The 13,033-nt window shown below is 68.4% G+C and carries 12 protein-coding genes; 6 read left to right on the forward strand and 6 right to left on the reverse strand.

What is annotated here, in order from left to right; translation table 11 throughout:
- Window positions 1–12: 12 nt before the first annotated feature.
- The 5 genes from glyA to HNQ73_RS16245 form a co-directional block, all read right to left on the reverse strand.
- Window positions 13–1,317, reverse strand: coding sequence for a serine hydroxymethyltransferase (glyA, locus tag HNQ73_RS16225; RefSeq protein WP_183336181.1), 1,305 nt, complete (start codon window positions 1,315–1,317; stop codon window positions 13–15).
- A 283-nt stretch (window positions 1,318–1,600) separates the two neighbouring features.
- Window positions 1,601–2,881: a L,D-transpeptidase family protein gene (locus tag HNQ73_RS16230; protein WP_183336182.1), complete on the reverse strand. Its 1,281-nt coding sequence runs from the start codon at window positions 2,879–2,881 to the stop codon at window positions 1,601–1,603.
- A 266-nt stretch (window positions 2,882–3,147) separates the two neighbouring features.
- Entirely contained in the window at window positions 3,148–3,648 is a 501-nt protein-coding gene (ldtR, locus tag HNQ73_RS16235) for a transcriptional regulator LdtR (RefSeq protein WP_183336184.1), read from the reverse strand.
- 327 nt (window positions 3,649–3,975) lie between these two features.
- Window positions 3,976–4,458 (reverse strand): DUF6163 family protein, encoded by a 483-nt coding sequence (locus tag HNQ73_RS16240; RefSeq protein ID WP_183336186.1) that lies wholly within the window; start codon window positions 4,456–4,458, stop codon window positions 3,976–3,978.
- Window positions 4,459–4,493: 35 nt separating this feature from the next.
- Window positions 4,494–5,558, reverse strand: a complete 1,065-nt coding sequence (locus HNQ73_RS16245) for an enoyl-CoA hydratase/isomerase family protein (RefSeq protein WP_244650263.1) — start codon at window positions 5,556–5,558, stop codon at window positions 4,494–4,496.
- A gap of 277 nt (window positions 5,559–5,835) precedes the next feature.
- On the opposite strand from HNQ73_RS16245, the gene hemB reads away from it, so the two are divergent.
- The 6 genes from hemB to HNQ73_RS16275 all read left to right on the forward strand — a co-directional run bounded on the left by hemB (window position 5,836) and on the right by HNQ73_RS16275 (window position 11,625).
- Window positions 5,836–6,897: a porphobilinogen synthase gene (gene hemB / locus HNQ73_RS16250; protein ID WP_183336190.1), complete on the forward strand. Its 1,062-nt coding sequence runs from the start codon at window positions 5,836–5,838 to the stop codon at window positions 6,895–6,897.
- Window positions 6,898–6,937: 40 nt separating this feature from the next.
- Window positions 6,938–8,275, forward strand: coding sequence for a branched-chain amino acid ABC transporter permease (locus HNQ73_RS16255; RefSeq protein WP_183336192.1), 1,338 nt, complete (start codon window positions 6,938–6,940; stop codon window positions 8,273–8,275).
- Between the two features lie 87 nt (window positions 8,276–8,362).
- Window positions 8,363–9,607 (forward strand): threonine ammonia-lyase, encoded by a 1,245-nt coding sequence (locus tag HNQ73_RS16260; protein WP_183336194.1) that lies wholly within the window; start codon window positions 8,363–8,365, stop codon window positions 9,605–9,607.
- A 37-nt stretch (window positions 9,608–9,644) separates the two neighbouring features.
- Window positions 9,645–10,094 (forward strand): RDD family protein, encoded by a 450-nt coding sequence (locus tag HNQ73_RS16265; protein ID WP_183336196.1) that lies wholly within the window; start codon window positions 9,645–9,647, stop codon window positions 10,092–10,094.
- 80 nt (window positions 10,095–10,174) lie between these two features.
- Complete coding sequence (locus HNQ73_RS16270; RefSeq protein WP_183336198.1) at window positions 10,175–10,921, forward strand: arginyltransferase; 747 nt, start codon at window positions 10,175–10,177, stop codon at window positions 10,919–10,921.
- A 137-nt stretch (window positions 10,922–11,058) separates the two neighbouring features.
- Window positions 11,059–11,625, forward strand: coding sequence for a biotin transporter BioY (locus tag HNQ73_RS16275; RefSeq protein ID WP_183336200.1), 567 nt, complete (start codon window positions 11,059–11,061; stop codon window positions 11,623–11,625).
- A gap of 45 nt (window positions 11,626–11,670) precedes the next feature.
- Here the strand turns inward: HNQ73_RS16275 and HNQ73_RS16280 are convergent, their stop codons facing one another.
- Window positions 11,671–13,032: a cytochrome c peroxidase gene (locus HNQ73_RS16280; RefSeq protein WP_183336202.1), complete on the reverse strand. Its 1,362-nt coding sequence runs from the start codon at window positions 13,030–13,032 to the stop codon at window positions 11,671–11,673.
- Window position 13,033 lies beyond the last annotated feature (1 nt).

The raw sequence follows: 13,033 nt of genomic DNA on the forward strand, positions 1-13,033 counted from the left end.
GCCGTGGCGGCCTCAGGGATAGATCGGGAACCGCCGCGTCAGCTCGTGAACCTGCTCGCGCACGGCGTTCTCGACGGCCGCGTTGTTCTCCTCGCCGTTCTTGGCAAGCCCGGAGAGCACCTCGCCGATGAGCTCGCCGACGCGCTTGAACTCGGCGACGCCGAAGCCACGCGTGGTGCAGGCCGGCGTGCCGAGGCGGATGCCGGAGGTGATCGTCGGCTTCTCGGTGTCAAAGGGCACGCCGTTCTTGTTGCAGGTGATGTGGGCACGACCCAGCGCCGCCTCGGCCGCCTTGCCGGTGAGGCCCTTGGGGCGCATGTCGACGAGCATCAGGTGGTTGTCCGTGCCGCCGGAGACGACGGCAAAGCCCTGCTCGACCATCGTGTCGGCGAGGACCTTGGCGTTCTCCACCACCGCACGGGCGTAGAGCTTGAACTCGGGCCGCAGCGCCTCGCCGAAAGCCACCGCCTTGGCAGCGATGACATGCATGAGCGGGCCGCCCTGCAGACCGGGGAAGATCGCGGCGTTGATCTTCTTGGCGAGCTCCTCGTCGTTGGTGAGAATCATGCCGCCGCGCGGGCCGCGCAAGGTCTTGTGCGTGGTCGTGGTCACCACGTGGGCGTGCGGGAACGGCGAGGGATGCGCACCGCCTGCCACGAGGCCGGCGAAGTGGGCCATGTCGACCATGAAATAGGCGCCGACCGCATCGGCAATCTGGCGGAAGCGGGCGAAGTCCCAGTGGCGCGAATAGGCCGAGCCACCGGCGACGATGATCTTGGGCTTGTGCTCGTGGGCCAGGCGCTCGACCTCGTCCATGTCGACGCGATGGTCGTCCGGGCGCACGGTGTAGTGCACGGGGCGGAACCACTTGCCCGACATGTTGGGCTTGGCGCCGTGCGTCAGGTGCCCGCCCGCGGCGAGATCGAGACCCATGAAGACGTCGCCGGGCTGCGCAAGCGCCATGAACACCGCCTGGTTGGCCTGCGAGCCCGAGTTGGGCTGCACATTGGCGAAGCGGCAGTCGAACAGGCGGCAGGCGCGCTCGATGGCCAGCTCCTCGGCAATGTCGACGAACTGGCAGCCGCCGTAATAGCGGCGCTTCGGGTAGCCCTCGGCGTACTTGTTCGTCATCACCGAGCCCTGCGCCTCGAGCACCGCGCGGGAGACGATGTTCTCGGAGGCAATGAGCTCGATCTCGTTCTGCTGGCGGCCGAGCTCGAGCTCGATGGCGCGAGCGATCTCGGGATCGCTATCCGCGAGTCCGGCCGAGAAGAAGCTGTTGGACAGATGGGACGGAACGGCGTTGCTCGCGCTCATGGCTACACCTCGACTTCAGGTCACCTGGGTCCGGGTCACCGACGATCGGGGGCCGCCCGCTTCCCGAGGCTTCGGACGGTGCATCCGGCCAGGGCGCGAGCCTTTCGTGTGATGACCTACGATATGTTGGGGCGGGTCCTCTCGTCCCGCACGAGAGGTCCATAACACTTCGCCGGACGGGCGCCAACAGGCGCGGGGCGCTCAGCGGCGTCGCACCCGTCGCATGCCGCAAGACGAACGGCCCGCCGGAGGCGGGCCGCTGTGCATTGGTCGAAACGCGCGGTCAGTTGACCGGGTCGAGCCCTTCCGCCTGGGCGGCGGCCATCACGTTCTGCACGCCGAGGCCGTCGCGGTTGTAGACGTCGTCGCGGAACTGCACGATGCCGTCGGGCGAGGCCCAGGCGGTGATGTAGGTCCAGTAGACATTCACGGGCCTGGCGAGGCGGACGTCGATTCGCTCGCCGGAGGCGATCGCCTGGTCGACGGCCGCGCGGTCCCAGCCGGGTGTCTCCTTGAGCAGCCAGGTGACGTAGTCACGCACGTTCTGCACGCGTACGCAGCCCGAGGAGACGAAGCGGAAGTCGTCGCCAAAGATGCCCTTGGCGGGCGTGTCGTGCATGTAGACGCCGTGCGGATTCGGAATGTTGATGCGCACGAAGCCCATCGAGTTGATGTCCGCGCCCGGGTCCTGCCGGAACATGTAGCGCGTGGCCTCGTCAGAGTACCAGTTGATGCTCTCTGGCCGCACTTCCTGACCCTGGCTGTTGTAGACGCGAATCTTGTTGTCGGTCAGGTAGTTCGGATCTTCCCGCATCTTCGGGATGAGATCCTTGCGGATGATGGAGGCCGGCACCGTCCAGAACGGGTTGAAGTTGATCTCGGTGATCTTGGCGTTCATGATCGGCGACTGGCGGTCGATCTTGCCGACGCCGGCCGCGTGACGGCTGACGACCTGCCCGTGCTCCACCGTCTCCACGAGCGCGGCGGGAATGTTGACGATCACGTAGCGCTCGCCGAGGTCGCCGGACAGGGCGCGCAGGCGCACAAGGTTGATCTCGAGCTGGCGCAGGCGGGTCTCGACCGGCACGTTGAGCGCCGAAATGGTCGGCCCGTTGACGACGCCCGTGGCGTTGAGGCCGTGCCGCGCCTGGAAGCGCTTCACCGCTGCCTCGACATAGGTGTCGAAGACCGGCGAGCTGCCGGCGGACGGCTCAAGATCGCCGGACATGATGAGTCGCTCGCGCAGCGCCACGACGCCCGGCCCCTTCGAGCCCAGGCGAAGGCGCTGGTTTGTCGCGACCTGGCGCCAACCGCCGCGCGCCGCGATCTCGCGATAGCGCGCGATGGCCTGTTCCGTACCGATGATCGCCTCCTGCGACACGGTCGGCATGAACGAGCGCTGAACCCTGATGCGGGGCGCCGCGTCGTAGCCCTGGCTCCACTCTGCCTGCGAGGCAATCACCATCGGCTGCTGGGCACCGGCCGGCGCCGACACAGCGGCACACGCCACGGCGACGGCACCGGCGAAGGCGGAGGCATTGAGTCTGGAAACCGAAATGCGCACTGGCGGGATCCCGATATCGAATTCGCTCTGACTGCGGGCGGCGTGCGTAAAACGCCGCCAGATCGTCGCCGCCCCTGCGGGCGAACGACCCTAATTAAACCGTCTACGGTTAATCAAGGGTGAGCTGTCGTGGAGCAGTCGGGCCAATTTGTGGCAAGCACGGAAACGACTCGCTGCCGCCACGCGCAAAAACCAGGGCGCTGCAAAAATGCAACATCCGGCGACCCGGCGGCCGCCAGATGCTGGAAAGTCAAGCGTTGGGAGCGTCAGAGACGGTAGCGGATCTGGTCCGTCCAGTAACGCTCGAGCCGCACGAGGGCCTGGTTGAGGTTGCGGAAATCCTCCGCCGTCACGCCGCCGATGGTCTCGAGCGTCCGCGTGTGCTTCTCGTAGAGTGCGGACACAATGTCGTGAACCTCGCGCCCGCGTTCTGTGAGGCTGATACGCACCGAACGGCGGTCCACCCGCGAGCGGGCATGGTGCAGGTAGCCCATCTCGACGAGCTTCTTGACGTTGTAGGAGACATTGGAGCCGAGATAATAGCCGCGGGTGCGCAGCTCACTCGCCGTCAGCTCCTTGTCCCCGATGTTGTAGAGCAGAAGCGCCTGAACCGCGTTCACGTCCGTGCGCCCGCGGCGCTCGAACTCGTCCTTGATGACGTCGAGCAAGCGGCGATGCAGACGCTCCACCAGCGTCAGAGCTTCCAAGTAGAGCGGGCCGATTTCAGCGTCTATGGAATGAACCGGCGTCGGCTCAACCGTTTTCATCACAGTCCCCATCATACGCCCCACCGCCTATACGCACGCCGGTCCGCAGTCTGCCGGCAAATTATGAGGAGTACGATAGCGTGCGCTGATGAAGACAAATTTAAACAACAAGATGAATCAAATCTTTGCGAAACGCCGCGAACGAGCTCTCAACAATCGATGCGCATCTCTGCCGCTGAGCGGACATGCCAACATACCCCCTTCCCGCATTCGCTGCAGGATGCTCATATTGCAACCGACAGCGGCGTACGGTGCAAGGGAAAAGATGACCCCTTGCCGCATTTCTCTGCACTAACCCGCAGGGATCGCGCAAGGATCCCGGGGCGCTCAGTCTTCCTGGCGCGCAGCTTTCCACGAGATCGCGAGATAGAGCAGGATGAGCGCCACAAATGCGGCGAGCGTTATAATATTGCTCGTGACGATGCGCGGGAAGAACAGGGCGAGGATGACGTGGCTGGTCACAGCCAGGAGCCACATGACGCCGCCCCACGTGCTCGTCAGCCACAGGCCGACGGCCGCAACAAGGTCGATGACGGCGAAATAGATGACGGTGGCCTGGAAGGACAGCGAGCGCGCCTCGAAGGCGATGCCTTCCCCAGGGCCGAATCCAAGCAGCACGGCCCAGGCGCCGAGGCCCTTCACCAGCCAGGCACAGGCCATGACGCGCATGAACCAGATGAGCATCTGATCCCAGCGCAGCGCGGCTGCCCGCTCGTGCAGGGCAATGGCATCAAGCAGCCCGCGTGTGGTGCCTGGCGTCCGGTCCGGCTGTCCGCCTTCGGCCTCGTCATCTCCGCTGCGCTGGAACATGCCGTCACCCCTTTCAGCCCGGAGCGGCCGGACCATCAGTCGATGGTGAGGTCGCCTTCGGGCAACGGAGCGAAATAAGCCGCGATCGCCTCGCTTGTCACCTCCTCGACCTGCGCGGGACGCCATTTGGGCGCCTGGTCCTTGTCGACGATGACGGCGCGCACACCCTCGTAGAAGTCGTACCCCTCCGCGATGCGTGACACGATGCGGTATTCGAGCTGCATCGCCTCGGGGAAGGAAAGGCTCGGGCCGCGGCGCATCTGCTCGCGGGCGATCGCCATGCTGGTCGGCGACTTGGTGCGCATGAGCGCGGCGAGCCTGCCTGCGTTTTCAGAGCCTTGGCCGGCCTCCTTCAGCAATCGATTCAGAATGTCGGGAATGTCCTCGCCGGCGAAGCAGCGGTCGATCATATCCCGCTCGGCGGCAAGCGGCGGCGCTCCGGGGGCGACGGCACGGGCGGTGAGCACCTGCTCGATGTCCTCGCCCGCGCACAGCTCCTCCAGCACCTCGTCCATCGCCGCGGAAGCGACGGGGTGAGTGACGATGCCGAGGGCGCAGGCGTCGGCGAGGCCGATGCGCTCTCCCGTTACGGCCAGATAGGTGCCAGTGGCGCCCGGCAGCCGCGGCAGGGCATACGTCGCCCCGACATCGGGAAAGAAACCGATACCGACCTCCGGCATGGCAAACACCAGCTTCTCGCTCGCCACGCGGTGGCTGCCGTGCAGCGACAGGCCGACGCCCCCGCCCATGACGATGCCGTCGATGAGCGCGACATAGGGCTTGGTGTAGCTCTTGATGCGGGCGTTGAGCCTGTACTCCTCAGCCCAGAAGGTGCGCGCCTCCTCGATGCGGCCCGCCCGGCCGAGGTCGTGCAGCCGGCGGATGTCACCGCCGGCGCAGAACGCCTTGCCGCCCGCCCCGGTCACGACGACGCGCGTCACGGCCGGGTCCTTCTCCCACGCATCAAGCGCGGCGCGCATCGCGCGCACCATGCCGAGGGTCAGCGCGTTGAGCGCCCTGGGACGGTTGAGCGTGACGACACCGGCGGCGCCGCGCCGCTCGCACAGGATTTCCGCTTCCGCCGCCTGATCGGACTGCACGTCATTTCCTCCCACAAGCGTCTTGTCGCGGGCCGCCGTCCCGGGCAGCCTTCACCTGTGGCAAGGTGCCGGTGCCGGCGCCGAGCGTCAACGCGCAGGGCTGCCGGGCGCGCCCGGGAAAAATGCACGGCGGGCGCTGCCGGGGGCCCATGCGGCATCGGCACGTCTTTCGGCCCGGCGCGCGATCATGTAGGGCAAGGCGCGCCAGGCGACGGCATTCCCTCGCCGGCCCGTGCGAGGCGCCCGCTCCGCGGCGCAAGATTTCGAGAGCGATACGATGACATCCAATACCGCCAGCCCCCGCGACGAGCGCAAGTGTGCGGACAGTGGGGCGTCTGCACCGCCGGCCCAGCCGGTGCCGGTGAGGCGCCTGCGCCGCAATCGCAAGGCGGCGTGGACACGGCGGCTGGTGCAGGAGAACGTGTTGACGACGAACGACCTCATCTGGCCGCTCTTCGTCATAGCGGGGGAAGGGCAGCGCGTACCGGTCGCCTCCATGCCGGGCGTCGAGCGACTGTCGGTTGACATGGCCGTGCGCGAGGCAGAGCGGGCCGCCACGCTCGGCATCCCGGCCATCGCCCTCTTCCCCTATACCGACCCGGCCCTGCGCGACGAGCGGGGCACCGAGGCCTACAACCCCGACAACCTCGTGTGCCGCGCCATCCGCGCCATCAAGCAGGCCGTGCCGGAGGTCGGCATCATCGCCGACGTCGCGCTCGACCCCTACACCAGCCACGGGCACGACGGCGTGCTTGCCGGCGAGACCATCCTCAACGACGAATCGGTCGCGCTGCTGGTGCGGCAGGCGCTGGTGCAGGCCGAGGCCGGCTGCGACATCATCGCGCCGAGCGACATGATGGACGGCCGCGTCGCCGCGATCCGCACGGCGCTGGACGGGGCCGGATTCCAGGACGTGCAGATCATGGCCTATGCGGCCAAGTACGCCTCGGCATTCTACGGGCCGTTCCGCGACGCCATCGGCACCAACGCCACGCTCGTCGGCGACAAGCGCACCTACCAGATGGACCCGGCCAATTCCGACGAGGCCATGCGCGAGATCGCCATGGATATCGAGGAAGGTGCCGACATGATCATGGTCAAGCCTGGCCTGCCCTATCTGGACATCGTGCGCCGGGCCAAGGACACCTTCGGCATGCCGACCTTCGCCTATCAGGTCTCGGGCGAGTACGCGATGATCGAGGCGGCGGCCGCCAACGGCTGGCTCGACGGCGAGCGTGCCATGGTCGAGAGCCTCATCGCCTTCAAGCGCGCCGGCGCCGACGGCATCCTGACCTATTACGCGCCCCGCATCGCGGAGAAGCTCGCCCGCGCGCTCTGAGCCCCCTTTTCCGGCACGTGGCACCCGTTACAGTGCGCCGATGCTGTGCCGTGCCCTCCTGCTTCTAGCCGCCTGTGTCGCCCTCGTGAGCTGCGGGCGGGGTGTCGATGCGGAGCAGGCGCGCATCTGCCGGCAGGCAATTCCGGCGCTCAATCCCGATGGCGCCAGCTTTCGCGTTGCGGAGCCACGCCCCGGCCCCGGGCGCAACGAGGTGCTCATCTATTACGAGGCCACCACAGAGCGCGGCACGCGCAGGCGGGCCATCGCCTGCCGTTTCGCCGGCACCGGCTTTGCCGCCGGCAAGGCGCGGCTCGTCGGCGTCGTGACCGAGCGCGGCCCGCTCAGCGACGCTTCGGTATACTTCCTGCAGCGATTCTATCTCGAGACTCCTGAGGCGGCCGCCGCCGACCCGGGCCTCAAGGCCGCATCGGCCCGCGCCTTGCAGCTGTCTCCGACGCTCGCCTACGCCCTGCAGCAGGCGCTGGCGGCCCTGCCGATGGCCGCAATCTACAGCCTTCTCGCCGCCTCCTATGCGCTCATCTTCGGCCTCGTGGGGCGCATCATGCTCGGCTTTGGCGAGTTCGCCATTCTCGGGGGCATGGCCGCGACGCTGACCATCGCGCTTTCCGTCGCCGGCGGCGCCGAGACGCCGCTGCCTGGCCTCCTGTCCGGCCTCGTCGTGGCGGTCACGGCCGGCGCGCTGCACGGCCTCGCGGCGGGCCGCCTCGCCGTCGTGCCGCTGCTGTGCCTCAGGGGACAGCAGATCGTCATCGTGACGGTGGGGCTCGCCATCGCCCTTGCCGAATACCTGCGCCTTGCCCAGGGCGAGACGGGGCGCTGGGTGCCGCCGGTGTGGAACACGACGCTCGCTGTCGCCGGCAGCGGCGACTTCCTCGTCACCGTCACGCCCATGTCGCTCCTCGTCGCGGCAACCGGCGCGACGGCAGCGGGGCTCCTCGTCCTCCTCCTCGCGCGCACCCGCTTCGGCCGCGCGTGGCGGGCCTATGCCGACGATCCCGTGGCCGCCGCGCTCTTCGGCATCGACGGGCGTGCGCTGTTTGCCATCACTTTCGCCCTGGCGACGGGCCTTGCCGCCCTCGCCGGCTTCCTCATGGTCGCGCAATATGGCGGCGTCGGCTTTTCCGGCGGGCTGGCGCTCGGCCTCAAGGCCCTTGTCGCGGCGGTCGTCGGCGGCATCGGCTCGGTGGCCGGAGCCTTGGCCGGCGGGCTCATCATTGCAAGCGTGGAGGCTGCCTGGTCGGCTGCGCTGCCGATCGAGCTGCGCGACATCGCGGTCTACAGCCTGCTCGTGCTATTCCTCGTGCTGCGGCCGGGCGGGCTGTTCGGCGAACGCCACCTCGTGCCGCGCGAGATATGAGCGACCGTACAGCGCCTGCCATGGGCCGCGTGGCGGGCGTCATCTGAAAGGAGCGGCTGTCGAGCAATGCGGAAGGATGTATCGGACATGACGGGCGAGCAGCTCGCCATCACTCTCGCGGATGTGGAAGCGGCGGCTGCCGTCGTCGCCGGCAAGGTGCTGCGCACGCCCATGATCCCCGCGCCACGCCTTTCCGCGCTCACCGGCGCCGAGGTCTTCGTCAAGCACGAGAACATGCAGGCCACCGGCTCCTTCAAGGAGCGGGGCGCGCTGGTGAAGCTGACGCGCCTCACCGAGGACGAGCGCCGCCGCGGCGTCATCGCCATGTCGGCCGGCAATCATGCCCAGGCCGTGGCCTATCACGCGCGCCGGCTCGGCATCCCCGCCACCATCGTGATGCCTGAGGCGACGCCGCTCGTGAAGGTGGAGAACACGCGCGCGCATGGGGCCCGCGTCGTGCTCTTCGGCGAGACGCTGTACGAATCGGCCGAGCGTGCCCGCGCCCTCGCCAGCGAGGAAGGGCTCGTCTTCGTGCATCCCTACGACGACCCGGCCGTGATGGCGGGCCAGGGCACCATCGCCCTCGAGATGCTGGCCGACGTGCCCGACCTCGACACGCTGGTGGTGCCCATCGGCGGCGGCGGCCTGTTCTCCGGCATGGCCGTGGCGGCCAAGGCCCTGAAGCCCTGCCTTGACGTCGTCGGTGTGGAGGCGATGCTCTATCCCTCCTTCCATAATGCCATCGCCGGCAGTGACCTGCCGATCGGCGGCCCGACCCTGGCCGAGGGCATCGCGGTCAAGACGGTGGGCACCATGACGCTGCCCATCGTGCGGGCACTCGCGAGCGAGATCATCCTCGTGGAAGAGGCGGCCATCGAGCGGGCGGTCAACGCCTATGCCACCCAGCAGCGTACAATGGCCGAGGGCGCGGGCGCGGCCGGCCTCGCGGCCATGTTCGCCAGGCCCGAACGCTTCCGCGGCCGGAAGGTGGGCCTCGTGCTTTGCGGCGGCAACATCGACGCGCGGCTGCTCGCCTCGGTGATGGTTCGCGAGCTGGAGCGGGCGGAACGGATCGTCTCCTTCCGCATCACGACGAGTGACAGGCCGGGGCTGCTCGGCCGCGTCGCCAGCCGGCTCGGAGAGCTCGGCGCCAATATTCTGGAGGTGTCGCACGGGCGGCTCTATCTCGATGTCCCGGCCAAGGGGGTCAGCATCGACCTCACGGTCGAGACGCGTGATGCCGAGCACACTCGCGCCATCCTCGCCACGCTGGAGGCGGAGGGCCTCGCCCCGCGCCGCGTCGATGCCCGGGGGCTGATCGAGACGCCGTAATGTTTCGCGCCCTCTTTTTGAAACAGGACAGGATGCCATGAGCCAGACCATGCCGACGCTGCCGCCCGAGGCCACCGCAGGCGTCCTCACCCCGCGTCTCTTCGCCTATCTCATCGACATCTGCGTCATCGCCGTGCTCATGGTGATGCTGTTCGTCATCGTGACAGTGCTCGGTGCCCTCACGTTCGGCCTCGCCTGGTTCCTGTTTCCCGTCGTGGGGGCCGGCACGGGCGTGCTCTACAGCATGGTGACGGTCGGCGGCAGCCGGCAGTCGACCATCGGCATGCGAATGCTGGGACTCAGGGCTGTCGGCCCCGGCGGCACGCCGGTGGACTACGTCACGGCCGCGGTCCACGCCCTCCTCTTCTACGTCGCCGCCAGCACCGGCCTGGTGCTGATGGTCGACATCCTCGTTGGGCTCCTGCGTGACGACCGGCGGCTGCTGCATGACGTGCTGACGGGCGTCACCATCGTCAACGCGCGCTAACGGCGCTTGAGCGCCGCGGGGGCAGTGGTATCGTTTACAGATGCCCTTGCGGGCGGCGAACGGTCGAACGGAGGAACGAGGTGACGACGCAGCCGCGCGACGCGCCGCAGTTCTACCTGACGGCACCTTCCCCCTGCCCCTATCTGCCGGGGCAGGAAGAGCGAAAGGTCTTCACCCATCTCATTGGCCGGCGGGCTGCCGAGATCAATGACATTCTGACCCAGGGGGGCTTCCGCCGCTCGCAGACCATCGCCTACCGCCCGGCCTGCGAACGGTGCAAGGCCTGCGTGTCGGTGCGCATCGTCGTCGACGGTTTCCGGCCGCGGCGCAGCATGCGGCGCGTGATCCGCGCCAATGCCGATCTCGTCGGCAGTATGGGCGAACCAATCCCCACCTCTGAGCAGTACTCGCTCTTCCGCCGCTATCTCGAGGCGCGTCATTCTGACGGCGGCATGGTGGATATGACGATGCTGGACTACGCCATGATGGTGGAGGACAGCCACGTGCCGACGCGCCTCATCGAATACCGCCGGCGTGGCCCCGACACGGGCATCCACGGCCGCGGCACGGGCGAACTGATGGGCGTGGCGCTCACCGACGTGCTCGGGGACGGCCTGTCCATGGTCTATTCCTTCTACGACCCGGACGATGGCGAGCGCAGCCTCGGCAGCTTCATGATCCTCGACCACATCGCCAAGGCCAAGCGCCTCGGGCTGCCCTACGTCTATCTGGGCTACTGGGTCGAGGGCTCGCGCAAGATGGCCTACAAGGCGCGCTTCCTGCCGCAGGAGCGGCTCTATCCGCAGGGCTGGGTGCGCTTCGACTGAGGTTGCACCACTGGCACGGGGCCGCGCGCCGAGGCGCAGGCCGGTTGTGGGCCGTTGCGCCCGCTTTTTGGCCTTCGACGGGCTTGACGGCGGCGCACGGCCAAGGAAGTGTCGCGGCATCGATTGGGAGTGCCCTGATGTCGTACACCACCTCCACCTCTCATGCCGCGCCTCTGGCGCGCCTTGTCGGTTCCTCCGCCCTGCGACGGGCCGGCGTCGTGCTCATCGGCAGCTGGCTGGTTGCTGCCTCGGCCTGGATCGAGGTGCCGATGTATCCGGTGCCCATGACGATGCAGACCTATGCGGTGCTGCTGGTCGGCGCGCTGTGTGGCGCGCGCCTGGCGAGCGAGACGCTGGTGGCCTATCTCGCGCAGGGCATCGCCGGCCTGCCTCTTTTCGCCGGCGGCAATGCCGGGCTCCTCTATTTCATGGGCCCGACGGGCGGCTACCTCGTGGGCTTCCTGCTCGCTGCGGCCTTCGTCGGCTGGCTCGCCGACCGGGGCTGGAACCGCCATTACGGCAAGCTGGCCGTCTCGCTCACCGTCGGCCATCTCATCGTCTTTGTTCCGGGCGTGGCCTGGCTCGCCCAGCTCGTCGGCTTCGAGAAGGCAATCGTCGCCGGCCTCGTGCCCTTCATTTTCGGCACGGTGCTGAAGTCGGCCCTTGCCTATGCAAGCGTCGTGGCGCTCGACCGGCACCGCTGATCGCGACACGAATCATCGGACAGGGCGGGCCTCGGCCCGCCCTTTTCATTTCCCGTTCTGCGGCGCGACCTCGACGGTGAGGCGCATCTCCGGGTGGATGCCGCAGGTGACGAGAAACAGCCCCGGCTCGTCGAAGGACAGGATCACCCGGTCGCCCGGCTCCTGCGCACCGGAGCTGAAGGTGAGGCGCGGGTCGTCGACGCGCACGTTGTGGGTGCGCGTGTCATCGTTGATGACGGTGAGCCCTTCGCCCGCGCGGATGCGCACGTGGTCGGGCGCGAAGCGCTTGCCCGCCTGGCGGACGGTGGACACCGACACGGCCCCCGCGCCGCCCGGCCCCTGCTCGACATGCGGCGGCAGCGAAGCCGGCCGCGGAGGATCCTCGCTCGACAGCGTGCCGAGGAAGGCGACGAGCTGGCGCCGCTCCTCCTCGGTGAGGGTGAGCGGCCGCGGCAGGTCCGCCGACAGCGTCGGCCGCTCGACGATGCCCTGCTCGTAATGGGCGACGACCTCCTCCAGCGTGGCCAACGAGCCGTCGTGCATGTAGGGCGCTGTCCAGGCCAGTTCGCGCAGGCTCGGCGTCTTGAAGGCATGGTCGGCCGCCGGCAGGCCGAGCGTAGCCCCCCGGCCGCGATCGTCGCCGGGCAGGCCGATGTCGTGGAAGGCCTCGTCGGTGAAGCGCCAGCCGCTGTGGCAGTTGACGCAGCCGGCCTTGCCGATGAAGAGGCGGAAGCCGGCGAGCTCGTCCGTCGTCAGGGCGTCGCGCTCGCCGGCCACGAACCGGTCGAAGCGGGTCTCGGGCGAGACGAGCGTACGCTCGAAGGCGGCGAGCGCACGGGTCAGGTTGACCGCATCGACCACCGGCCGCTCGGGAAAGGCTGCGGCGAAGGCGGCGCGCATCTCGGCGTCAGCCTCAAGGCGGGCCACGACATCCTCGATCTTCGCCCCCATCTCCGCAGGATTTTCGATGGGGCCGGTCGACTGGCTCTCCAGGCTCGTCGCGCGACCGTCCCAGAAGAAGGTACGCCCCCAGGCGAGATTCCACAGGGCCGGCGTGTGGCGAGGCAGGCGGGTGCCTGCGATGCCGCTGCCGAGCGGCACGCCGTCAGCGAAGCCGAGCTGCGGATCGTGGCAGGAGGCGCAGGAGAGGCTGCCGTCGCCCGAGAGCCTGGTGTCGAAGAAGAGCGCGCGGCCGAGCGCTACCTGCCGCGCGTCATCCTTGGTCGCCGAAGGACGCTGCGCAGGACGGGCGAAGGCGGCAAGGATATCTGCCGGGACGGACGACGGCGCCTCCGCCGACGACAGGCCGGCGCCGAGCACGATGGCGGCGGCGCAGGCCGCCGCGAGCCACGGCGGCCGCGCCGTCCGGCCCGAGACCGCTCGCAACCGGCTACGCCTGCGAACCATC

This window comes from Chelatococcus composti (assembly GCF_014201415.1).
Lineage (GTDB): Bacteria > Pseudomonadota > Alphaproteobacteria > Rhizobiales > Beijerinckiaceae > Chelatococcus_A > Chelatococcus_A composti.

Excerpts from the sequence above, each read along its gene's own strand:
- glyA (WP_183336181.1), bottom strand. The coding sequence starts at position 1,317 with ATGAGCGCGAGCAACGCCGTTCCGTCCCATCTGTCCAACAGCTTCTTC.
- ldtR (WP_183336184.1), bottom strand. The coding sequence starts at position 3,648 with ATGAAAACGGTTGAGCCGACGCCGGTTCATTCCATAGACGCTGAAATC.
- HNQ73_RS16240 (WP_183336186.1), bottom strand. The coding sequence starts at position 4,458 with ATGTTCCAGCGCAGCGGAGATGACGAGGCCGAAGGCGGACAGCCGGAC.
- hemB (WP_183336190.1), top strand. The coding sequence starts at position 5,836 with ATGACATCCAATACCGCCAGCCCCCGCGACGAGCGCAAGTGTGCGGAC.
- HNQ73_RS16255 (WP_183336192.1), top strand. The coding sequence starts at position 6,938 with ATGCTGTGCCGTGCCCTCCTGCTTCTAGCCGCCTGTGTCGCCCTCGTG.
- HNQ73_RS16260 (WP_183336194.1), top strand. The coding sequence starts at position 8,363 with ATGACGGGCGAGCAGCTCGCCATCACTCTCGCGGATGTGGAAGCGGCG.
- HNQ73_RS16265 (WP_183336196.1), top strand. The coding sequence starts at position 9,645 with ATGAGCCAGACCATGCCGACGCTGCCGCCCGAGGCCACCGCAGGCGTC.
- HNQ73_RS16275 (WP_183336200.1), top strand. The coding sequence starts at position 11,059 with ATGTCGTACACCACCTCCACCTCTCATGCCGCGCCTCTGGCGCGCCTT.
- HNQ73_RS16280 (WP_183336202.1), bottom strand. The coding sequence starts at position 13,032 with ATGGTTCGCAGGCGTAGCCGGTTGCGAGCGGTCTCGGGCCGGACGGCG.